22 protein-coding genes and 1 riboswitch are annotated in these 21,991 nt (G+C 73.7%); of the genes, 10 read left to right on the forward strand and 12 right to left on the reverse strand.

Features of this window, described 5'->3' with window-relative positions; translation table 11 throughout:
* Genes modB through glpX form a run of 3 tightly spaced genes read left to right on the forward strand, consistent with a single transcriptional unit; the run spans position 1 to position 2,947 of the window.
* On the forward strand, positions 1–870 hold the full coding sequence (gene modB / locus M8316_RS10290) for a molybdate ABC transporter permease subunit (protein WP_250054321.1): 870 nt from the start codon (positions 1–3) through the stop codon (positions 868–870).
* A complete protein-coding gene (locus M8316_RS10295) occupies positions 867–1,928 on the forward strand; it encodes an ABC transporter ATP-binding protein (protein WP_250054324.1) in 1,062 nt (353 codons plus the stop codon). Before modB ends, M8316_RS10295 begins: the two co-directional genes overlap by 4 nt.
* Entirely contained in the window at positions 1,925–2,947 is a 1,023-nt protein-coding gene (glpX, locus tag M8316_RS10300; protein WP_250054326.1) for a class II fructose-bisphosphatase, read from the forward strand. Before M8316_RS10295 ends, glpX begins: the two co-directional genes overlap by 4 nt.
* 87 nt (positions 2,948–3,034) lie before the next feature.
* On the opposite strand, the gene M8316_RS10305 is transcribed toward glpX, so the two are convergent.
* Complete coding sequence (locus M8316_RS10305; RefSeq protein WP_250054328.1) at positions 3,035–3,898, reverse strand: hypothetical protein; 864 nt, start codon at positions 3,896–3,898, stop codon at positions 3,035–3,037.
* A gap of 97 nt (positions 3,899–3,995) precedes the next feature.
* Between M8316_RS10305 and M8316_RS10310 the strand changes: the two genes are divergently transcribed.
* The 5 genes from M8316_RS10310 (at position 3,996) to M8316_RS10330 (ending at position 9,534) form a co-directional block, all read left to right on the forward strand.
* Positions 3,996–5,027, forward strand: a complete 1,032-nt coding sequence (locus M8316_RS10310; protein ID WP_250054330.1) for an alpha/beta fold hydrolase — start codon at positions 3,996–3,998, stop codon at positions 5,025–5,027.
* 203 nt (positions 5,028–5,230) lie between these two features.
* On the forward strand, positions 5,231–6,544 hold the full coding sequence (locus M8316_RS10315) for an extracellular solute-binding protein (protein WP_250054332.1): 1,314 nt from the start codon (positions 5,231–5,233) through the stop codon (positions 6,542–6,544).
* Positions 6,541–7,479 carry a carbohydrate ABC transporter permease gene (locus tag M8316_RS10320; RefSeq protein WP_250054334.1) on the forward strand — a complete coding sequence of 313 codons (939 nt, stop codon included), beginning with the start codon at positions 6,541–6,543 and terminating at the stop codon, positions 7,477–7,479. The genes M8316_RS10315 and M8316_RS10320 overlap by 4 nt, the downstream gene beginning before the upstream one ends.
* A 1-nt stretch (position 7,480) precedes the next feature.
* Positions 7,481–8,314 (forward strand): carbohydrate ABC transporter permease, encoded by an 834-nt coding sequence (locus M8316_RS10325; protein WP_250054336.1) that lies wholly within the window; start codon positions 7,481–7,483, stop codon positions 8,312–8,314.
* A 5-nt stretch (positions 8,315–8,319) separates the two neighbouring features.
* Positions 8,320–9,534 carry an ABC transporter ATP-binding protein gene (locus M8316_RS10330; RefSeq protein WP_250054337.1) on the forward strand — a complete coding sequence of 405 codons (1,215 nt, stop codon included), beginning with the start codon at positions 8,320–8,322 and terminating at the stop codon, positions 9,532–9,534.
* A gap of 187 nt (positions 9,535–9,721) precedes the next feature.
* On the opposite strand, the gene M8316_RS10335 is transcribed toward M8316_RS10330, so the two are convergent.
* The 10 genes from M8316_RS10335 to M8316_RS10380 all read right to left on the reverse strand — a co-directional run bounded on the left by M8316_RS10335 (position 9,722) and on the right by M8316_RS10380 (position 18,314).
* On the reverse strand, positions 9,722–10,801 hold the full coding sequence (locus M8316_RS10335) for an ABC transporter ATP-binding protein (RefSeq protein WP_250054340.1): 1,080 nt from the start codon (positions 10,799–10,801) through the stop codon (positions 9,722–9,724).
* A 212-nt stretch (positions 10,802–11,013) separates the two neighbouring features.
* Positions 11,014–11,706, reverse strand: coding sequence for a DUF1707 SHOCT-like domain-containing protein (locus tag M8316_RS10340; RefSeq protein WP_250054342.1), 693 nt, complete (start codon positions 11,704–11,706; stop codon positions 11,014–11,016).
* Positions 11,703–12,392 (reverse strand): DUF1707 SHOCT-like domain-containing protein, encoded by a 690-nt coding sequence (locus M8316_RS10345; RefSeq protein WP_250054344.1) that lies wholly within the window; start codon positions 12,390–12,392, stop codon positions 11,703–11,705. The genes M8316_RS10340 and M8316_RS10345 overlap by 4 nt, the downstream gene beginning before the upstream one ends.
* Positions 12,393–12,401: 9 nt before the next feature.
* A complete protein-coding gene (gene thiC / locus M8316_RS10350) occupies positions 12,402–13,985 on the reverse strand; it encodes a phosphomethylpyrimidine synthase ThiC (protein WP_250054346.1) in 1,584 nt (527 codons plus the stop codon).
* Positions 13,982–14,893: a bifunctional hydroxymethylpyrimidine kinase/phosphomethylpyrimidine kinase gene (gene thiD, locus M8316_RS10355; protein ID WP_250054347.1), complete on the reverse strand. Its 912-nt coding sequence runs from the start codon at positions 14,891–14,893 to the stop codon at positions 13,982–13,984. Before thiD ends, thiC begins: the two co-directional genes overlap by 4 nt.
* Positions 14,890–15,498: a thiamine phosphate synthase gene (locus M8316_RS10360; RefSeq protein WP_250054349.1), complete on the reverse strand. Its 609-nt coding sequence runs from the start codon at positions 15,496–15,498 to the stop codon at positions 14,890–14,892. The genes thiD and M8316_RS10360 overlap by 4 nt, the downstream gene beginning before the upstream one ends.
* Positions 15,495–16,280 (reverse strand): thiazole synthase, encoded by a 786-nt coding sequence (locus tag M8316_RS10365; RefSeq protein WP_250054351.1) that lies wholly within the window; start codon positions 16,278–16,280, stop codon positions 15,495–15,497. Before M8316_RS10365 ends, M8316_RS10360 begins: the two co-directional genes overlap by 4 nt.
* Positions 16,277–16,498: a sulfur carrier protein ThiS gene (gene thiS / locus M8316_RS10370; RefSeq protein WP_250054353.1), complete on the reverse strand. Its 222-nt coding sequence runs from the start codon at positions 16,496–16,498 to the stop codon at positions 16,277–16,279. Before thiS ends, M8316_RS10365 begins: the two co-directional genes overlap by 4 nt.
* Positions 16,495–17,640 (reverse strand): FAD-dependent oxidoreductase, encoded by a 1,146-nt coding sequence (locus tag M8316_RS10375; protein ID WP_250054354.1) that lies wholly within the window; start codon positions 17,638–17,640, stop codon positions 16,495–16,497. Before M8316_RS10375 ends, thiS begins: the two co-directional genes overlap by 4 nt.
* A complete protein-coding gene (locus M8316_RS10380) occupies positions 17,637–18,314 on the reverse strand; it encodes a thiamine phosphate synthase (RefSeq protein WP_250054355.1) in 678 nt (225 codons plus the stop codon). Before M8316_RS10380 ends, M8316_RS10375 begins: the two co-directional genes overlap by 4 nt.
* A riboswitch (TPP riboswitch) is annotated at positions 18,308–18,419 on the reverse strand. (Overlaps the previous gene by 7 nt.)
* 61 nt (positions 18,420–18,480) lie before the next feature.
* Between M8316_RS10380 and M8316_RS10385 the strand changes: the two genes are divergently transcribed.
* The gene (locus M8316_RS10385; protein WP_250054356.1) at positions 18,481–20,166 is read left to right on the forward strand and encodes a fumarate hydratase; all 1,686 of its coding nucleotides are present in this window, start codon (positions 18,481–18,483) and stop codon (positions 20,164–20,166) included.
* Between the two features lie 93 nt (positions 20,167–20,259).
* Here the strand turns inward: M8316_RS10385 and M8316_RS10390 are convergent, their stop codons facing one another.
* Complete coding sequence (locus M8316_RS10390) at positions 20,260–20,478, reverse strand: hypothetical protein (RefSeq protein WP_250054357.1); 219 nt, start codon at positions 20,476–20,478, stop codon at positions 20,260–20,262.
* 102 nt (positions 20,479–20,580) lie between these two features.
* Between M8316_RS10390 and M8316_RS10395 the strand changes: the two genes are divergently transcribed.
* Complete coding sequence (locus M8316_RS10395; RefSeq protein ID WP_308195992.1) at positions 20,581–21,990, forward strand: class II fumarate hydratase; 1,410 nt, start codon at positions 20,581–20,583, stop codon at positions 21,988–21,990.
* Position 21,991 lies beyond the last annotated feature (1 nt).

A 21,991-nucleotide genomic window follows, 5' to 3' on the forward strand; every position in this document is an offset into this window, starting at 1 on the left:
GTGAGCCAGCAGGGCACGGCCGGACGCGGAGGCGGCGCGAGCCGGCCGAGCACGCGGCCCGTCCGGCTGGGTCGACCCCCTGCCGTCCTGCTGGTGCCGGCGGCCCTGGCGGCGCTGCTCCTCGTGGTGCCCGTGGTCGCCCTCGTGGTGGCCGCTCCGTGGGGCACGCTCGCGGAGCGTCTGGCGTCCCAGGCGGTGGGTGAGGCGCTGGCGATCTCCCTGGGGACGTCGCTGGCCACCGTGCTCGTCTGCCTCCTGCTGGGCACGCCGCTCGCGTGGGTGCTGGCGCGGCTGGACCTGCCCGGCCTCGGGCTGCTGCGGGCCCTTGTCGCGGTACCGCTGGTGCTGCCGCCGGTGGTGGCCGGTGTCGCGCTGGTGACCGCGTTCGGGCGCACCGGCGTGGTGGGCGCCCCCCTGCGCGAGGCGTTCGGCCTCACGCTGCCCTACACGACGGCCGGCGTGGTGCTGGCGCACGTCTTCTGCGCGATGCCGTTCTACGTGCTCAGCGTGGAGGGTGCGCTGCGCAGCGCCGGTGAGCGCTGCGACGCCGTGGCGGCCACGCTCGGCGCGAGCCGCTGGTACGCGTTCCGCCGGGTGGTGCTGCCCCTGGCCGTGCCCGGCGTGCTCGCCGGGTGCGTGCTCGCGTGGGCCCGCAGCCTCGGCGAGTTCGGCGCCACCATCACCTTCGCCGGCAACTTCCCCGGCACCACGCAGACCATGCCGTCACTGGTCTACACGGCGCTCCAGGCGGACGCCGACGACGCCCGCGCGCTCGCGCTCGTGCTGCTGGCCGTCTCGCTGGCCGTGCTCGCCGGCCTGCGGCACCGCTGGCTCGACCCGCTGCGCGGCCACCGCCGGGAGCGGGCATGAGCACGGCGAGCGGGGACGGCCTGCACGCCCGGGTGCGGGTGCCGGGCCGGGTCGAGGCCGACGTCCGGGCCGCGCCGGGAGAGGTGCTGGCCGTGGTCGGGCCGAACGGGGCGGGCAAGTCCTCGCTGGTCGGTGCGCTGGCGGGCACGGTGCCGGCACACGGGCCGGTGCGGCTGCGGGGTCGTGACGTGAGCGCCGGGCCGGTGCAGGAGCGGCGGGTCGGGCTGGTGCCGCAGGACGGTGCCCTGTTCGAGCACCTCACCGCGCTGGAGAACGTCGCGTTCGGCCTGCGCGCCCGGGGCGTGCGGCGCGGGCCCGCCCGCGAGGCGGCCGCCGCGTGGCTCGAGCGGCTCGGCGTGGGCGCGCTCGCGGGCCGTCGTCCGGGTGACCTCTCGGGGGGCCAGGCGCGCCGGGTGGCCGTGGCCCGTGCGCTGGTGACCGAGCCCGACCTGCTGCTCCTGGACGAGCCCTTCGCGGGCCTGGACGTCGGCGTGGCGGCCACCCTGCGCGCCGAGCTGGGCCAGCACCTGGCCGCCACGGCCGCCGCGCACGGCACGGTGACCCTGCTGGTCACCCACGACGCCGTCGACGCCCTCACCCTGGCCGACCGGGTGCTCGTGCTCGAGGGCGGCCGGGTCGCGCAGGAGGGCACGCCCGCCGACGTGGCCGCCCGCCCGGCCACCGCACACGTCGGCAGGCTCGTGGGCCTCAACGTGCTCACCGACGCCGCCGCCGTCCGCACCTTCCCGCCGTCGGCGGTGACGGTGGACCTGACCGAGCCGCACGGGTCGGCGCGGCTGCGCTGGCCCGCTCGCCTGCTGGGGCTGACGCGCACGGGCGACGTGGTCCGGCTGCTGGCCGAGGTGCAGCCCGGCCACCTCGAGGGAGAGGGAAGCGGGGGCGAGGGGCGCGGGAACGGGTCGACCGCACCGGTGGTCCAGACCCTCCTGGCGGACGTGACGCCCGCGAGCGCGGAGCGTCTGGACCTGCGACCGGGGAGTGAGATGTGGCTCAGCGTCAAGGAGACGGCAGTCACCACGGCTACCATGCGCCCATGACCGAGCCGGCCACCCTGCAAGTCGCCCCTGAGTCCCCGGACCGCAACCTCGCCCTCGAGCTGGTGCGCGTCACCGAGGCGGCCGCCATGGCCGCCGGCCGCTGGGTCGGCCGCGGTGACAAGAACGGTGCTGACGGCGTGGCCGTCAACGCCATGCGCACCCTCATCTCGACCATCGGCATGAACGGCACCGTCGTCATCGGCGAGGGCGAGAAGGACAACGCCCCGATGCTGTTCAACGGCGAGAGCGTCGGCGACGGCACCGGCCCCGAGTGCGACGTCGCCGTCGACCCGATCGACGGCACCACGCTGTGCGCCAAGGGCATGACCAACGCCGTCTCGGTGCTGGCCGTCGCCCCGCGCGGCTCCATGTACGACCCCTCCGCGGTCTTCTACATGGACAAGCTCGTGACCGGCCCCGAGGCCGCGGACGTCGTCGACATCCGCGCCTCGGTCGCGGACAACATCCACGCCGTCGCCAAGGCCAAGGGCAAGAAGGCCCAGGACGTCACCGTCTGCGTGCTCGACCGCCCCCGCCACGACCAGCTGGCCGACAAGATCCGTGCGACCGGCGCGATGATCAAGTTCATCTCCGACGGCGACGTCGCGGGCTCGATCCTCACCTGCCGTCCCGACTCCTCGGTGGACCTGCTGCTGGGCATCGGCGGCACCCCCGAGGGCGTCATCACCGCCTGCGCGATGAAGGCCATGGGCGGCACCATCCAGGGCAAGCTGCGCCCCAAGGACCTGGAGGAGCGCGAGAAGGCCCTGGAGGCCGGCCTCGACCTCGACCAGATCCTCGACACCGACACCCTGGTCACCGGCGACGACTGCTTCTTCGTCGCCACCGGGATCACCGACGGCGAGCTGCTCCGCGGCGTCCGGTACTTCCCCGGCGGCGTCTCCACCCAGTCGCTGGTGATGCGCAGCCGCTCCGGCACCATCCGCCAGATCGACTCCCAGCACCAGCTCTCCAAGCTGGCCGCCTACTCGGCGATCGACTTCGACTACCAGGGCTGAGCCCGGCAACCAGCCCCTGGCCGTCACCGCGACGCCCGGAACCTGCGTGGGTCCGGGCGTCGCGGCCGTCCGGAGGTGGAGGGCGGGTCAGGCCGTGCGGTCGAGCGGGACGACGGCGGCCGGCGGCACCTCGGCGGCGACCGCGCGGTGGCGGGCGAGGGCGTCGCGCACGACGGCGAGGACGGCGGGGCTCACGCCCATCCCCAGGTGCGTGCCGCTCACCTCGACCGCGGCGTGCGCGTCGGGGTCGATGCAGGCCTGCCACGCCACGATGCCGTCGGCCTTGGAGTAGACGCAGGTGTGCGGGACGTCGGGGGCCAGCGCGGCCCGCGAGTCGAGGAAGGAGTCGCGGGCGCACTCGCCGCGCACGCAGTCGTGCCCCATCACCTGCTCCACCCCGGCGGCGTGCAGCCCGACCAGCGCCGCGATCGAGACGCTCAGCGCCACGTGGTGGGCCCCGGGCGCCAGCACCGGGCTGCCCAGGGTGGTGACCCCGGCGGCGAGGTCGGGGCGGGCTGCGGCGACCCCGCGGGCGAGCATGCCGCCCAGGCTGTGCCCGACCAGCTGCACGCGCCGGCCCGAGCGCTCGGCGGCCTCCTCGAGCCGCTGCTCCACCAGGCGTGCCATCTCGCTGGTGCAGCCGACGTTGGCGGCGATGCCGGAGCGGTACGTGCGCCACCCGGCGCGGCGCAGGCCGCGGTGCAGGCCGAGCAGCGAGTAGTCGCCGCAGAGGAACCCCGGGACCAGGAGGACGGGGTCGTCCGCCCCGTCCTGGGCCGCGCGCCAGCGGCTGGCCACGGGCAGCCGGGTGACGGTGCCACGGGCCTGCGCACCGACCTCGGCGGCCGCCGCGCGGGCGCCCTCGGCGAGCAGGTGACGCTCGCGCAGCACCGCAGCGTGACCGGGGCGGGCGAAGCCCTCCGGCAGCAGCAGCGATGTGACCTCCGTCATGTATTGACAGTACAACCGTCGTCCCACCTTGTGAGGTGAGCCACAGTCAAGGCTGCGGCAAGTTCCGGGCAACCGCGGCTCGGGTCTACTGGGACGCATGGCCCACCCCGGCACGGACACCGTCGACACCCCCGTCGACTCCCCCGTCCACCCGTCCACGACCGCCCTGCGCGACCCCGACGGCCACGACCCGAGCGACGTCGCCACGTCCGGGCTGCTGCGCGCGCCGGTCAGCGGCGACCTCGAGCTGTGCTACCAGACGTTCGGCGACCCCGCCGACGAGCCCCTGCTCCTGGTGATGGGGCTGGGCGGCCCGCTGACCTGGTGGGACGAGCGGCTCTGCCGGATGCTGGCCCGACGCGGCTTCCACGTCGTCCGCTACGACAACCGCGACGCGGGCCGCTCCACCTCGGTGGCTTCGCCGGCGCGCCGCACCGCCGTCGTCCGCACCTTCCTCGGGCTGCCGACCCCGGTGCCCTACGGCATGGCCGAGCTCGCCGATGACGCAGTGGCGCTGCTCGACCACCTGGACCTGCCGGCGGCGCACGTCGCGGGCATCTCCATGGGCGGGATGATCGCCCAGACGCTCGCGATCAACGCGCCCGAGCGGGTCTGGTCGCTGTCCTCCCTGATGTCGACCACCGGGCGGCGGGCCGTGGGCTGGCAGCACCCCTCGCTGCTCGCGCCGCTGCTCAGCGACACCCACGTGGGCCGGGAGCGCACCGAGGAGGAGGATCGTGACGCCTACGTGCGCCAGAGCGTGCGGACGTGGCGCCTGACCGGGTCGCCCGGCTGGCCGCTCGACGACGAGGCGCTGGCCCAGCGCGCCCGCGACACCTGGGACCACGGGGTCAACCGGGCCGGCACCGTGCGGCAGATGCTGGCCGTGCTCACCGCCCCCGACCGCGAGCCGGCGCTGCGCGAGGTCGGGGTGCCCACACTCGTCCTGCACGGGCTGGCCGACCGCATGGTGCATGTCTCGGGCGGGCGGGCCACCGCGGCCGCGGTGCCCGACGCGGAGCTGGTGCTGGTCGAGGGCCTCGGGCACGACGTGCCCCTGCCGCTCTTCGGTCTGGTCGCCGACGCCCTGCGCCGCACCGCCGACCGGGCCGAGCGACCGACGCGCTGAGCGCAAGCCCCGTCCCAGGTTCTCGACAGCTGTCAGAGATCACCCGGACAGGTGGGGTCAACCTCACCCGAACGGGGAATGGGCACGGGCGCGGGGCCTGACCGACCCCGCCGCCGTCCCCGCTCCCGGCCCGGGAGCACCTGCGGACGTGCACCCGAGACGGAAGCGACCGCCCCGGTCGCGGCCGCGGTGCGGAGGACGAGATGGGCAGGACGACGAGGACGTCGTCGACCCGGTGGAGGCTCGGCAGGTGGCGGACGGGGGTCGCGGCCCTGGCGCTGGCGACCGCCGGCGGGCTCCTGGCCGGGTGCAGCAGCGACGGGAAGCCGACGCTGACCTGGTACCTCAACCCGGACGGGCAGGACACGCTGAACGCGATCGCGCAGCGCTGCTCGACCGACGACTACGACATCCAGACCCGGCTGCTGCCGACGTCCGCGACGGACCAGCGGGTCCAGCTCGCGCGGCGCCTCGCGGCGGAGGACGACACCACCGACCTGATGAACCTGGACGTGGCGTTCGTCAGCGAGTTCGCCAACGCCGGGTGGCTGCTGCAGCTGCCGGACGACACCATCAGCGACGACACGCTCTCCGGCATCGCCTCCACCGTGCAGTGGGACGACGGCGTCTACGCCGCTCCGCTGTGGGCCAACACCCAGGTGCTCTGGTACCGCAAGAGCCTGGCCGAGCAGGCCGGTCTCGACATGTCCCAGCCGGTCACCTGGAAGCAGGTGATCGACGCCGCCGACTCCGTCGACGGCGCCACCGTCGGCGTGCAGGGCAACAAGTACGAGGCCTACGTGGTGTGGATCAACGCGCTCATCGAGGGGGCGGGGGGCCAGATCCTCTCCGACCCCGAGGCGGGCAAGGATGCGGAGGTCGACCTCGACACCGAGGCCGGCAAGGACGCGGCCGCCGTGATCGCCCAGCTCGCCGGCTCCTCGGCGGCGCAGTCGGACCTGTCGGTCTCCAACGAGGGCACGGCGCTGGCCGCCATGTACGGCGGCCCCGGTGAGTTCATGGTCAACTGGACGTTCGTCTACAAGAACTACGAGCCGAGCGACGCCAACGACTACAGCAAGGACCAGTTCGACGACCTCGGCTGGGCCCGCTACCCGCAGACGGTGGCCGGCGAGGCGTCCAAGCCGCCGGTGGGTGGCATCGACGTCGGCGTGGGTGCCTACACGCAGTACCCCGAGTACGCGCAGGAGGCCGCGGCCTGCATCACCTCGGTCGAGAACCAGGTGCAGCTCGCCGTGGACGCCGGGCTCATGCCGGCCACCGCGTCCGGCTACGACGCACAGGAGCTCACCGACGCCTACCCAGCGGACCTGCTCGACCTGTACCGCCGCAGCATCGAGGACGCCGGCCCACGACCGCAGAGCCCGTTCTGGGCCACGGTCTCCAGCGCCATCCAGGCGACCTGGCACTCCCCCGCGGACGTCGACCCCGACACCACCCCGGAGAAGTCCCAGGACTACGTGACCCAGGTCCTCGAGGGGAAGGCACTGCTGTGAGCGCCACGACCACCGCATCCACCGCCGGCACCCGCGCGCCCCGCGCCGAGACCGAGCGCGCGAGGAACGAGAACCGGCTGGGCCGGCGCCTGGTCGCCCCCGCCGTGATCGTCATGCTGCTCGTCACCGCGTTCCCGATCCTGCGGGCGCTGTGGCTCAGCTTCTACAGCTACTCCCTCACCGCGCCCGACGACCGCGAGTTCATCGGCCTCTCCAACTACGTCACGGCGCTGACCGACTCGCTGTTCTGGCGCGACATCGGCGTCACGGTCGTCTACATGCTGGTGACGGTCGCCTTCGAGCTGGTCATCGGCTTCGCGTTCGCGCTGGTGATGCACCGGGTCGTGTTCGCGCGCGGGCTTATCCGCACCTCGATCCTCATCCCCTACGGCATCATCACCGTCGTCTCCGGCTTCGCCTGGCAGTTCGCCTTCACCTACCAGAACGGGTTCGTGAACTCCTGGCTGCCGTTCGTGCCCACCGACTTCAACTGGTTCGGCGACACCCTGCCGGCGATGATCGCGATCATGGTCTCCGAGATCTGGAAGACCACCCCGTTCATGTCGCTCCTGCTGCTCGCGGGCCTGGCCCAGGTCAGCGACGACATGGTCGAGGCCGCCAAGGTCGACGGCGCCACCTGGTGGCAGCGGATGTACAAGGTGATCCTGCCGAACATGCGGGCCGCGATCATGGTGGCGGTGCTCTTCCGAGCCCTGGACGCCTACCGCATCTTCGACAACATCTTCGTGATGACCGCCGGCGCCGAGGGCACCGAGTCGATCTCGTTCCTGACCTACCGCCAGAGCATCGAGCAGTTCCAGCTCGGCATGGGCTCCGCCCTCGCCGTCCTGCTGTTCCTGTCCGTGCTGCTCGTGGCGTTCGTCATCGTCAAGCTGTTCCGGGTCGACCTGGCCCAGGCCCGAGGGGAGGGCTGAGATGAAGCGCAAGATCGGACTCGTCGTCGGCGTCGCACTGGTGCTCGTGTGGTGCCTGCTGCCGGTGGCCTGGATCCTCGCCCTGTCGTTCAAGAGCCAGGCCGCCGTCTCCAACGGCAGCGACCCCGGCTTCCTGCCGCTCGACTCCTTCGCCGGCTGGAGCAACTACGCCGACGTGTGGGCGGACGAGCAGTTCCGCCGCGCGATCCTCAACTCGATCGGCATCAGCCTCATCTCGACGCTGCTGTCGGTGATCATCGCGACGCTGGCCGCCTACGCCATCGCGCGGCTGGAGTTCCGCGGCAAGAAGGCCGTGCTCTCGGTCGCCCTGGCGATCGCGATGTTCCCGGTGGTCTCGCTGGTCAGCCCGCTGTTCGACCTGTGGCGCACCATCGGGCTCTACGACACCTGGCCGGGCCTGATCCTGCCGTACATGTCGTTCACCCTGCCGCTGGCGATCTGGACCCTGACCGCGTTCTTCCGGGAGATCCCCTGGGAGATGGAGCAGGCGGCCCAGGTCGACGGCGCCACCTCCTGGCAGGCGTTCCGCAAGGTCATCGTGCCGCTGGCCGCGCCCGGCGTGTTCACCGCGGCGATCCTGACCTTCTTCTTCGCCTGGAACGACTTCGTCTTCGGCATCACGCTGACCTCCACCGAGGCGGCCCGACCGATCCCGGCGGCGCTGTCGTTCTTCGTCGGACCCGACCCGTTCCAGCGTCCGGCCAGCCTCCTGGCCGCCGCCGCCGTCATCGCGACGATCCCGATCGTCCTCATCGTCCTCGTCTTCCAACGCAAGATCGTCGCCGGCCTCACCTCCGGCGCCGTGAAGGGGTGACCCGCATGTCCGCCATCAAGCTGAAGAACATCGTCAAGCGCTACGGGGACGGCTTCCCGGCCGTCAACGACGTCTCCATCGACATCGCCGACGGCGAGTTCGTCATCCTCGTCGGCCCGTCCGGCTGCGGTAAGTCCACGCTGCTGCGGATGATCGTGGGCCTGGAGGACATCACCGACGGCGAGCTCTCCATCGGCGAGAAGGTCGTCAACGACCTCCCGCCGCGCGAGCGGAACCTGGCGATGGTCTTCCAGAACTACGCCCTCTACCCGCACCTGAGCGTCTACGAGAACATCGCGTTCCCGCTGCGGCTGGCCAAGGCGCCCGACGACGAGGTGGACAAGAAGGTCCGCGAGGCCTCGGCCACGCTGGAGCTGGACGAGCACCTCGAGCGCAAGCCCGGCAACCTCTCCGGCGGCCAGCGCCAGCGCGTCGCGATGGGCCGCGCGATCGTCCGCGAGGCCGACGCGTTCCTCTTCGACGAGCCGCTCTCCAACCTGGACGCCAAGCTGCGCGGCCAGATGCGCACAGAGATCGCCCGGCTCCAGAAGAAGCTCGGCATCACCACGGTCTACGTCACCCACGACCAGACCGAGGCGATGACGCTGGGCGACCGCGTGGCCGTGCTGAAGAAGGGCGTCCTGCAGCAGCTGGCCACCCCGCGCGAGCTCTACGAGAACCCCGGCAACCTCTTCGTGGCCGGCTTCATCGGCTCCCCGCCGATGAACTTCCTGCCGGCCGAGGTCGAGGGCACGCAGCTCAAGCTGCCCTTCGGCACCGTCGAGATCGGCGAGGAGAAGGCCGCCAAGGGCCGCGACAAGGGCCTGCTCATCGCAGGCATCCGCCCGGAGCACTTCGAGGACGCCTCCCTCTCGGACAAGGCCTCGGACGGCTCCACGTTCTCCGCCCCGGTCGACTTCGTCGAGTGGCTGGGCCACGAGACCTACGCCTACGTGCCCTTCGAGGCGCCGGCCGAGGTCAAGGAGCGGCTCGCCGAGCTGGAGAAGGACCTCGACGGCGAGGGGCTGCGCACCCAGCTGGTCGTCTCCCTCGACGGCGCCACGACGATCAAGCAGGGCGAGGACGCCAAGCTCTGGGTGGACGCCTCGAAGATCCACCTGTTCGACCCGTCGTCCGGGGAGAACCTCACCGTCGACGCCGAGCACGCCGGTGAGATCCATGGCCGGGCGATGGCCGAGGCGGCCGCCCTGCCCGACTGAGACACCCCCGCCGAGTCGGCAGTAGCTTCCTGAAAGTTGCTGCCGACTCGGCGGTGAGTCGGCAGCAAGTTACTGCCGACTCGGTGTCCGGACGCGACGAGGCCCCGGGAACCGTGGGTGGTTCCCGGGGCCTCGTGCTGTCGACGACCGAGGTGCTCCTCGCGTCGGGTGGTCAGCTCACCCGTGCTCAGTCGGAGAGGCGCAGCCCGGTGGTCGTGTCGAACACGTGCACGTGGTGGGGGTCGGTGGTGACGTGGACGGTCTCGCCCTTGCGGGCGTGGTCACGACCGGAGACCCGCACGATGACCGTGCTCGGGACACCCGCGACGTCGCTGGTGCCGTAGAGGTAGTTGTCCGCGCCGAGCTCCTCGACGACGGTGATCTTCAGCGGCAGGCCCTCGCCGGGGCCCACCATCCGCCAGTTCTCGGGGCGGACGCCGATGGTGATGTCGCCGGCCATCTTCTGCTCGGCGGCCGGGTCGACCGGCACCTCGTACTCGCCGATGTAGGCCTTGCCGTCCTTGGCCACGGCCTCCATGAGGTTCATCTGCGGGGAGCCGATGAACCCGGCCACGAAGAGGTTCGCGGGCCGGTCGTAGAGCTTCAGCGGGGTGTCGCACTGCTGGAGCTCACCGAGCTTCATGACGGCGACGCGGTCGCCCATCGTCATGGCCTCGACCTGGTCGTGGGTCACGTAGACGGTGGTGATGCCCAGGTCGGCCTGGAGCTTGGCGATGTCGGTACGGGTCTGCACGCGCATCTTGGCGTCCAGGTTCGACAGCGGCTCGTCCATGCAGAAGACCTGCGGCTGGCGGACGATCGCGCGGCCCATGGCCACGCGCTGACGCTGACCACCGGAGAGGGCCTTGGGCTTGCGGCCGAGGAACTCGGTCAGGCCCAGCATCGCGGCGGCCTCCTCGACGCGCTTGGTGCGCTCCTCGGTGGGCACCTTGGCCATCTTGAGGGCGAAGCCCATGTTCTCGGCGACGCTCATGTGGGGGTACAGCGCGTAGTTCTGGAACACCATCGCGATGTCGCGGTCCTTCGGCGGCATGTGGGTGATGTCCCGGTCGCCGATCATGATGCGGCCGTCGTTGACCTCCTCGAGGCCCGCGAGCATGCGCAGGGTGGTCGACTTGCCGCAGCCCGAGGGGCCGACGAGGACCATGAACTCACCGTCGTTGATCTCCAGGTCGATGCCCGGGACGGCGGGGGTGTCGGCGCCGGGGTACCAGCGCTGAGCCTTCTCGAAACGCACAGATGCCATGACAAATTGCTCCTTCACCGGCAGGCACGTGCCGGACGATCCGTCGTAAAGGGAGTGACGCCACTCACGTGGCGCAGGCCACAACCTACCCCGGTGACCGCGATCACGCGAGGGGTCCGCGCGGAGCACTCCTCCGACCGGGCACGACCCGGGCCGTCGTCCTGCCCGGAGCAGGCACGGGATCGGGCCCGAGATCAGGCCGGGCCGGTGGCTCAGTCGCGCTCGCGGCGCTCGACGGCGACGGCGCCCCACACCGCGAACCCCGTGACCCGGAGCGTCCGGGCGGGCTGACCGGGCACGGCGACGGCCTGGTGGTCGCGCGGGCCCTCGTAGCCGCCCATGATCCCGATGCCCTCCATGACGACCTCGACCTCGGGCCCCACGACGACGTGGACGCCGCCCATCACGGCGCTGGCGGCGATCTCCATGGTGTCGCCGGGCCAGGCGGCCTCGCGCAGGTCGAGCTCGACACCGCCCCACCAGGCGAGCGTCCGGAACCGGCGCGGCGCGCGCCAGCGCCCCCTGCGCACGACGCCGGAGAACACCGCGACGTGGGTGGACCGCTCGGCGTGCCCGGCCGGCAGGGGCCCGCTCGTGGCCGCCGGCGCCGAGGCGGGGCGGACGACGGGGGTCGACCCGGTCGCCGCGGGCAGGTCGATCGTCAGCTCGGCGAGGTCGGCGTAGGTGCGGGCGGCGAAGCAGGCCTCCAGCCGCTCCTCCAGCTCCTCGAGGTCGAGGCGGCCCTCCCCCGCGGCCTCGCGCAGCCGCTCGGCGGTCTCGTGGCGGTCGGCGTCGCCGACCCGGAGCCGCGACGCCTGCTCCTGCTGCTTCTCCTGCCCCTGCTCACGCCCCTGCTCCTGCCCCTGCTTCTGCCCCTGCTTCTGCTCAGGGTCGGGCCCGCTCATCGCGCCCACCACCGGGCGCGCTCCTCGCCGGGCAGTGCGCGACGACGGACGGTGACCGAGCCGAGCAGCGCCGTGCCGGTCACGCGCACGACCGGGGAGCCCGGCCGCAGCTCGGCCGGGACGCTGCGACGGTGCAGCTTGAAGTCGCCGGCCAGGCCGGTGCCCTCGAGCACGACCCGGGTCTCGGGGTCGACGTCGATCTTCACGTCGCCGAGCACGGCCACGGCGTGCAGCACCAGCACCGGCGGCAGGTCGGCGTGCCGCAGGTCCAGCTTCACGTCGGCCAGGACTGCGGTGGCCGAGTGCCGCTCGCCCGGGCGCCAGGGCCCCTCGCGACGCACCGTGCCGAGAAACGCGGTCGAGGAGCGGACCACGCCGGCCTGCGCGGGCAGCGGGGTGCCGGGCACGGGAGGCCCGGGCACCGGGGTGCCCGGCCGCGCCGCCGGCCAGTGCGGCGGGGCCCACCCGGGCGGCAGCGGGGAGGCCACCCCGGGCAGGTCCGCCAGCAGCGGACCCAGGTCCGCGTAGGTGCGTGCGGTGAACGCCGCCTCGAGGCGGTGGTCCAGCTCCTCGAGGTCCAGCCGGCCGTCGCCGGCGGCGTGGCGCAGCGCCTCGGCCACCTCCGTCCGCTCCGCGTCCCCGACGCGCTGCTGCCAGGGGTCGGGGACGGCGGACGGCGGAGTCATGCGGCCAGACTACGAAAGCCGGGCGCCGCTCGGGGCCGGGTCGCCCGCCTCGTCCTCGACGTAGACGGTGGCCCCGAGCGCGAGGAACTCCTCGCTCTTCTCCCGGAAGGCCTCCCGGACGTCCTGGCTGATCCGCATGGAGCAGAACTTCGGCCCGCACATGGAGCAGAAGTGGGCGGTCTTCGCGGCCTCCGCCGGCAGCGTGGCGTCGTGGTAGGCCTGCGCGAGCGGCGGGTCCAGCGAGAGCGCGAACTGGTCGTGCCAGCGGAACTCGAACCGGGCGCGGGAGAGCTCGTCGTCCCAGGCCCGCGCGCCCGGGTGCCCCTTGGCCACGTCGGCGGCGTGCGCGGCGAGCTTGTAGGTGACCACCCCGGTGCGCACGTCGTCGCGGTCGGGCAGGCCCAGGTGCTCCTTCGGGGTGACGTAGCAGAGCATCGCGGTGCCGTGCTGGGCGATGGTGGCGGCGCCGATGGCCGAGGTGATGTGGTCGTAGCCCGGCGCGACGTCGGTGGCCAGCGGCCCGAGCGTGTAGAAGGGTGCGCCGTCGCACCAGTCGTGCGCGAGGTGCACCTGCTCGGGGACGCGGTCCAGCGGCACGTGGCCCGGCCCCTCGACCATCACCTGCACGCCGCGCTCGCGGGCACGGCGGGTGAGCTCGCCCAGCGTCCGCAGCTCGGCCAGCTGGGCGGCGTCGCCGGCGTCGGCCAGCGAGCCCGGGCGCAGGCCGTCACCCAGCGAGAAGGAGACGTCGTGGGCGGCCAGCACCTCGCAGAGCTCGTCGAAGTGGGAGTACAGGAAGTTCTCCTCGTGGTGGGCCAGGCACCAGCCCGCCATGATCGAGCCACCTCGGCTGACGATGCCGGTGACCCGCTCGACGGTGAGCGGCACGTGCCGCAGCAGCACCCCGGCGTGCACGGTCATGTAGTCGACGCCCTGGGCGCACTGCTCGAGCACCGTCTCCAGGTAGACCTCCCACGAGAGGTCCTCGGCCCGGCCGTTGACCTTCTCCAGGGCCTGGTAGATCGGCACCGTGCCGATCGGCACGGGCGAGGCGCGCAGCACCGCCTCGCGGGTCTCGTGGATGCCGGGACCGGTGGAGAGGTCCATGACGGTGTCGGCGCCCCAGCGCACGGCCCAGTCGAGCTTCTCGACCTCGCCGGCGGTGTCGGAGGTGACCGCGCTGGTGCCGATGTTGGCGTTGATCTTCACCAGGAACGCGCGGCCGATCACCATCGGCTCGAGCTCGGGGTGGTGCACGTTGGCCGGGATGATCGCCCGCCCGGCCGCGACCTCGCTGCGCACCAGCTCGGGGTCGCAGCCCTCGCGGGCCGCGGCGTAGCGCATCTCCTCGGTGACGACGCCGGCCCGGGCCAGCTCGAGCTGGGTGACCAGGCCGTCGGCGCGCTCCGCGCGGGCCGCGAGCCAGGGCGCGCGCAGCGCGGGCAGCCCGCCCGCCTCGTCCCGCTCGGGGCCGGCGGTGGTGTAGCGGTCGAAGGTGCGGCCGTCGGTGAGGTGCACGCGCGTCACGGGCACCTCCAGGCCGTCGTGGGGCACGAGCACGCGCTCGTGGTTGGGGTGCAGGGGCTCGGTCATCGGTCTCCTCCGGTGGGGGTGGCCGCCCGCGGTCCGCGGGCGGTGGCTGGGGTGGTGGCTGGGGTGGTGGCCGGGGTGCTGGCCGGGGTGGGCTCGGGGACGGTGTGCGCGACCGGCCCGCGGCCCCGGCCGAGCCGCCAGCCGACGCCGGCGCGCAGCCGCTCGGCGGTGAAGGCGGCGGCCGCGCGCACCGCGGTCGTGAGGTCGGCGCCCCGCGCCAGGTGGGCGGTCAGGGCGGCGCTGTGCGTGCAGCCGCTGCCGTGGTCGTGCACGGTGGGGACGCCGTCGTGGGTCAGCGGCTGCGGCGGGCTGCCGGGCAGCGCGAGCCAGTCGGTGCGCGTGCCGTGGCGCCGGTCGGCGGCGGTGGGCTCGCCACCGGTGAGGACGACGGCGCAGCCGAGGTCCGCCAGGGCTGTCGCCAGGGTGGGGTCCGGGATGTCGGCCCCGAGGCCGGTCAGGGCGAGCGCCTCGCTGCGGTTCGGGGTGACGACCGTGGCCACGGGCAGCAGGTGCTCGACCAGTGCCGCGGCCACCTCCGCGTCGCCCAGCACCGCGCCGGAGGTCGCCACCAGCACGGGGTCGACCACGAGGGGCAACCGCTGCTCCACGGCCACCGCCGCGACCAGGCGGACGACGGCGGGGCTGCCGAGCACGCCGGTCTTGGCCGCGGCCACGGGCAGGTCGCCGACCACCGCGTCGAGCTGGGCCGCGACCTCGCGGGGCGGCAGGGCGTGCACGGAGGCGACGCCGGTCGTGTCCTGGGCCGTGACCGCGGTGACGGTGCAGGCGCCGTGGACGCCGAGCGCCGCGAAGGTGGTGAGGTCGGCGGCCAGGCCGGCCGCGCCTCCCGAGTCGGTGCCGGCGACGCTCAGCGCCACGGGCGGGCTGCCGGCGGGTGAGCGGCTCACGCGGCGCCTCCCGTGGTCGCAGGGGCGTCGGCCGGCAGGGCGGCGAGCAGGCTCGCGACCATCCGCGCGGGGTCGGCCGCCGCCATAACCGCTCCCATCACGGCGACGCCGTGCGCGCCTGAGGCGAGGGCGTCGGCGGCGTCCTCGGGCGTCGTGATCCCGCCGAGGGCGAGCACCGGCAGCGGCACGTCGGCGAGGCCGTCGCGCCCGACCGGCGGCCCGTACCCGGGCTTGCTCAGGGTGGCGCCCCAGGGCGAGAGCGTGGCCCAGGAGGCTCCCTCGGCGGCGGCTGCGCGCACCTCGGGGACCGCGTGGCAGCTCCGCCCCCAGCACCCGTGGTGCGGAGAAGGTTGGTGCGCCGCCAGGTGGGTGCCCGCCGCGAGCGGGTGCGTCCGGCGGGAGAGGAGCAGGGTGAGCCCGGGGATCGCCGCAGCCTCCCGGACCAGCGCCTCGAACGGCTCCCCGACGAGGTCGGGCTCGCGCAGGACGACGGCGCGCAGCCCCGCGTGCGCGCACTCGCGCAGGGTGCGCACGAGGTCGCGGCCCAGGCGCAGCTGCGCGCGGTCGGTGAGCAGGACGAGGCGGGGCAGCGGTGCGTGGCTCATGCCGGCGCCCCCACGCGTCCGTGCCGGGGGCTGGAGGCCCGCGCGACCGTGCGTCGGGGGATGCGCCCGGCCCCGACCGCCGCGTGCCCGGCCTCGACGGCCAGCGCCAGGGCTCGGGCCATCCGCACGGGGTCGTCGGCGCGGGTGACCGCGCTCGCGGCGAGCACGGCCGAGCAGCCGAGCTCGAGGGCGAGCGCGGCGTCGGACGCGGTGCCCACGCCGGCGTCCAGCACCACCGGCACGTCCACGGCCGCGACCAGCGAGGCGATCGCGTGCGGGCTGCGGATGCCCAGCCCGGACCCGATCGGCGAGCCCAGCGGCATGACCGCCGCGCAGCCGACGTCGGCCAGGCGCCGGGCCAGCACCGGGTCGTCGGTGGTGTACGGGAGCACGGTGAACCCGTCGGCCACCAGTCGCTCGGCCGCGTCCAGCAGCTCGACGGCGTCGGGCAGGAGGCTGGCCTCGTCGCCGACGACCTCGAGCTTGACCCAGTCGGTGCCCAGCGCCTCGCGCGCCAGGTGCGCGGTGAGCACGGCCTCGCGGGCGGTGGTGCAGCCGGCGGTGTTGGGCAGGACGGGCACCCCCGCCTCGTGCAGGGTGCCGAGCAGGGTGCCGGGGCCGGTGGCCGACGTCCGGCGCACCGACACGGTCACCATCGCGGGCCGGGCCTCGGCCAGGACGGCCGGCAGGAGCCCGAGGTGGGGCAGCCCACCGGTGCCCAGCAGCAGGCGGGAGGTCAGCCGGCGACCGGCGAGCTCCCACGAGGTCGCGGGGTCGCTCATCCGCCCTGCACCGCCCCGACGACCTCGACGACGTCGCCGGTCCGCAGCTCGAGACCGGCGTGCTCGGCGCGGGGCACGACCCGCTCCCCCACGGCCACGGCCAGGCCGGTGGGGTCGGGGACGAGGTCGGCGACCGTGCTGCCGGCGGGCAGCAGCCGCGGCCGGCCGTTGACGTGCACCTCGACGGTGCGGGGTGGGTGGGTGCCGGTGGTGGTCATCGGACCTCCTGGGTCTGGGGCTGGGTCTGGGGCTGGGTCTGGGGCTGGGTCTGGGTGTGGATCTGGGTCTGGTCGTGGGAGTCGGGCTCGTGGCGCCCGGGGTCCAGGAGCCGCCCGAGCACGGGGTCGGCGCGGCCCTCGACGTGGTCGGCGACGAGCGCGGCCACGAGCGGGGCGAGCAGCACTCCGTGCCGGTGGAGGCCGGCGGCGAGGACGGTCCGGGGACCTGCCTGGGCAGCCGCGCCGGGTGCCAGCCCGACCAGCGGGAGCCCGTCGGCGCTGCCGGGCCGGTCGCGGGCCAGCGCCTCGCCCAGCACGGCCCGGTCGAGGCCGGGCAGCAGTCGGCGGGCGTCGTCCAGGAGGGCGTGCACGCCGCCGGCGGTGACGACGGGCGGGCCGGCGTGCTCCTCGGTGGTGGCGCCGACGACGACCTCGCCGTCGGCGCGCGGCACCACGTAGACGGGGCGTCCGGCGACCAGGCCGCGCACGACCCGCTCCGGCGGGTCCTCGCTGCGCAGTCGCAGGATCTCCCCACGCACCGGCCGCACCAGGTGGGCCCAGGGCTGCGGCAGCACCGCGCCGGTCGCGATCACCTCGGCGTCGGCCGTGGCGCTCGACGCGACCGGCCGCACCGGGACCCGACGCAGCAGGGCGGCCACGACCGCGCGCGGGTCGACGCTGTGGTCCTCGGGCAGCCAGGCCCCGCCGGCGACCCGGGCCAGCCGCGGCTCGAGGGCCCGGAGCCGGGCCGTGGTCAGCCGCTCGGCGGGCTCGCCGAGGTCGGTCAGCAGGTCGAGGTGGCGGTCGAGGTCGGCACGGTCGCCGGCGTCGTGAGCCACGAGCAGGGTGCCGGTGCGGTGCAGGCCCACGCCGAGCCGATCGGCCAGCGCCGACCACTGCACCAGGCTCCGGCGGCCGAGCCCGACGACGTCGCGGACGGCCGGCCCGGCCTCGCCGCCGGGGCTCAGCATCCCGGCGGCAGCGTGCGAGGCTCCGCTGCCCGGCGCCGGGTCGACGGCCTCCACCCGGTGCCCGCGCCGCAGCAGCTCCTCGGCGACGGCGAGACCGACGACGCCCGCGCCGCGGACGCGCACCAGCAGCCGGCCGGGGCGGTGGCCCGGGCCGGTGACGCGGCTGCTCACCGGACGGCGGTGAGCAGCTCCTGCGCGGCGACGAGGGGGTCGGGCGGGTCCCAGAGCGCGCCGATGACGGCCACCCCGTGGGCGCCGGCGGCACGGCAGCGCAGTGCCGTGCCGGCGTCCACCCCGCCGATGGCCACGAGGGGCAGCGGTGCGGGTGCGGCAGCCTCGGCGCGGGCGCACGCGGCGATCGCCTCGACACCGAGCGGTGCCGGGAGGCCGGGCTTCGAGCGGGAGGTGCGGACCGGTCCGACGCCGGCGTAGTCGGCCCCCGCCTCACGGGCGGCCCGCACGTCGGCGGGGCCCCGGCAGGTGGCGCCCACCAGCAGGTGGGGCGCGAGCCGACGCACGTCGGCCACGGGCAGGTCGTCGGCACCGACGTGGACGCCGTCGGCGCCGGCCGCCAGGGCCACGTCGAGCCGGTCGTCGACCACGACGCTCGCGCCGTGCGGCCGCACCGCCGCGATCACCCGGCGGGCGTGCGCGAGCACGGCCGCGTCGCCGCCGTCCTTGTCGCGCACCTGGAACCCGCGGACGCCGGCGGCCGCCAGCGCTCCGGCCACGGCCGGGTCGTGCTCGGGGCCGACGAGGACCCACAGGCGTGGCAGGCGCACCCCGGACGTGGCGTGGTCGGTGGCTCGTTCGGACTTCTCGCGCCGCAGCGCACTGGAAAGCATCTGCTCCCCCGCTCCCTTCGCCGGCACTACCCGGATCAGGTTCGACGGTCGGAGCGGCTCCAGCTCCCTCTCAGCCCGCTGCCGCGAGCTCCCGTGGTGGACAGGGGTGACCGTAACGTGACCCGTGGCACCCACGTCAAGGCCCGAGGCCGTAAGGTGCAGAGTCGTGGCCGCCGCAGAGTTCCGCTACTCCGACCTCCTCCCGACCGGCAAGGACGACACGCCCTACCGGCTGATCACGACCGAGGGGGTCAGCACCGTCGAGGTCGACGGGCAGACGTTCCTCAAGGTCGACCCGGAGGCGATCCAGCGCCTCACGGCGGAAGCGATGCACGACATCGCGCACTACCTGCGTCCGGCGCACCTGACCCAGCTGCGCAAGATCCTCGACGACCCCGAGGCCTCCGGCAACGACCGCTTCGTCGCGCTGGACCTGCTCAAGAACGTCAACATCTCCGCCGGCGGCGTGCTGCCGATGTGCCAGGACACCGGCACCGCGATCGTGATGGGCAAGAAGGCCGAGGGCGTGCTGACCGGTGCGGACGACGCCGAGTGGGTCAGCAAGGGCGTCTTCGACGCCTACACCAAGCTGAACCTGCGCTACTCGCAGCTGGCGCCGATCACCACCTACGAGGAGAAGAACACCGGCTCGAACCTGCCGGCGCAGATCGAGCTGTACTCGACCCCGTCCAAGGACGGCAAACCGGAGTACAAGTTCCTCTTCATGGCCAAGGGCGGCGGCTCGGCCAACAAGTCGTTCCTGTTCCAGGAGACCAAGGCGATCCTCAACCCCAAGCGGATGCTGCAGTTCCTCGACGAGAAGCTGCGCTCGCTCGGCACCGCCGCCTGCCCGCCGTACCACCTGGCCGTGGTCATCGGCGGCACGAGCGCGGAGTTCGCGCTCAAGACCGCCAAGTACGCCTCCGCGCACTACCTCGACGCGCTGCCGACCGAGGGCTCCATGGACGCCCACGGCTTCCGCGACCTCGAGCTGGAGGAGGAGGTCTTCAAGCTGACGCAGGACTTCGGCATCGGTGCGCAGTTCGGCGGCAAGTACTTCTGCCACGACGTCCGCGTGGTGCGTCTGCCCCGCCACGGCGCCTCCTGCCCCGTCGCGATCGCCGTCTCCTGCTCGGCCGACCGCCAGGCGCTGGGCAAGATCACCGCCGAGGGCGTCTTCCTCGAGCAGCTCGAGACCGACCCGGCCAAGTACCTGCCCGCCACCGGCGCCACCCAGCCCGAGGACGACGCCGACGTCGTGCGCATCGACCTGAACCGGCCGATGTCGGAGATCCTCTCGACGCTCAGCGAGCATCCCGTGAAGACCCGGCTGTCGCTGACCGGTCCGCTCGTGGTGGCCCGCGACATCGCGCACGCCAAGATCCAGGAGCGCCTGGACGCCGGCGAGGACATGCCGCAGTACATGAAGGACCACGCCGTCTACTACGCAGGCCCGGCCAAGACGCCCGAGGGCTACGCGTCGGGCTCGTTCGGCCCGACGACAGCCGGCCGGATGGACTCCTACGTGTCCTCGTTCCAAGCCGCGGGCGGCTCGATGGTGATGCTCGCCAAGGGCAACCGCTCGAAGGTCGTCACCGAGTCGTGCGACACCCACGGCGGCTTCTACCTGGGCTCGATCGGTGGCCCCGCCGCCCGCCTCGCGCAGGACTGCATCAAGTCCGTCGAGGTGCTGGAGTACCCCGAGCTGGGCATGGAGGCGGTCTGGAAGATCGAGGTCGAGGACTTCCCCGCCTTCATCGTCGTGGACGACAAGGGCAACGACTTCTTCACCGACCCCTCCGGCGCGGTCACCGTGCCGCTCTCCGGCATCCGGGTGCGCTCGCAGGAGTAGGGCGGAACCGGGATACGACCCACCACATTCGTGGTTCCAGCGCGGTCGAACCACGAATGTGGTGGGTCGTACCCCCTCTACCCGGCCGGGGACCTAGTTCTTGTTCGAGCCGGCGCGGGAGTTGGGGCCGGTCGGACCCTCGTCGACGGCGCCCGACTCGGCGTCCGGCTGCCCCGCGACCGACTGGTCGTCGCTGATCGGGGTGTCCGCGTCGGCCGGGTCCATCGCGGAGACCTCCGAGACCTGGCCGTCCGCGTCCTTCTCGGTGCGGTGCTGGGCGTTGATCGCGTCGCGCTCTTCGGGTGTGGGCATGGCGGGCCGGTATCCCGGCCACGTCGGTCCATCCCACCCCGCCGGGCGGAGATCACCCGCCCGGCGGGAATGACGCGCCCACCGGCGAGGTAGGTAAGGGATGTGACTACCGACGCGACGCAGGCCGGCGGGCAGGAGTTCCGCACCGAGCACGACAGCATGGGCGAGGTCCTCGTCCCGAAGGACGCGCTGTGGCGGGCGCAGACCCAGCGCGCGGTGGAGAACTTCCCCATCTCGGGCACGCCGATCGAGCCGGCGCTCATCCACGCCATCGGGCACGTGAAGGCCGCGGCCGCCACGGTGAACACCGAGCTCGGCATCCTCGCCGAGGACGCCGGCGTCGCGATCACCACCGCAGCCGGCTCCGTGGCCGCGGGCGAGCACGACGACGCGTTCCCCATCGACGTCTTCCAGACGGGGTCGGGGACCTCGTCCAACATGAACGCCAACGAGGTCATCGCGACCCTCGCCCAGCGCGCGGGCACGCAGGTGCACCCCAACGACCACGTGAACGCGAGCCAGTCCAGCAACGACACCTTCCCGACGGCGATCCACGTGGCGGCCGCCGTGGCGGTCACCGAGGAGCTGCTGCCGGCGCTGGACGTGCTGGCCACCAGCCTCGAGGGCAAGGCCGGGGAGTTCGCCGGGCTGGTGAAGTCGGGCCGCACCCACCTCATGGACGCGACCCCGGTGATGCTGGGCCAGGAGTTCTCCGGCTACGCCGCCACGGTGCGCTACGGGGCCGAGCGGCTGGACGCCGTCCTGCCGCGCGTGCGTGAGCTGCCGCTGGGCGGCACGGCCGTCGGCACCGGCATCAACACCCCCGCCGGCTTCGCCGAGCGCGTCATCGAGGTGCTCGGCGAGCGCACCGGCCAGCCGTTCACCGAGGCGCGCAACCACTTCGAGGCCCAGGGCACCCGCGACTCCCTCGTCGAGCTGTCGGGGGCGCTGAAGACGATCGCCGTGGGCCTCACCAAGATCTGCAACGACCTGCGCTGGATGTCGTCCGGCCCCACCACCGGCCTCGCCGAGATCCACCTGCCCGACCTGCAGCCGGGCTCGAGCATCATGCCGGGCAAGGTCAACCCGGTGCTGCCCGAGGCGACGCTCATGGTCTGCTTCCAGGTGATGGGCAACGACACCGCCGTCACCGTCGCGGGCGCATCCGGGGCCTTCGAGCTGAACGTGGCGATGCCGGTGATGGCCCGCAACGTGCTCGAGTCCACCCGCCTGCTCGCCGCCTCCTCGCGGGTGCTGGCCGAGCGCTGCGTCGACGGCATCACCGCCGACGCGAGCCGGATGCGCACCTACGCCGAGTCCTCCCCCAGCGTCGTCACGCCGCTGAACAAGCACATCGGCTACGAGAACGCCGCCAAGGTCGCCAAGAAGGCGCTCGCCGACGGCGCGACCATCCGCGAGACCGTCCTCGCCATGGGCTTCGTCGACCGCGGCGAGGTGACCCTCGAGCAGCTCGACACCGCGCTCGACGTGGAGTCCATGACCCACCCGTGAG

Origin of the sequence: Nocardioides bruguierae, from assembly GCF_023554635.1 — a bacterium.
Taxonomy (GTDB): domain Bacteria; phylum Actinomycetota; class Actinomycetes; order Propionibacteriales; family Nocardioidaceae; genus Nocardioides; species Nocardioides bruguierae.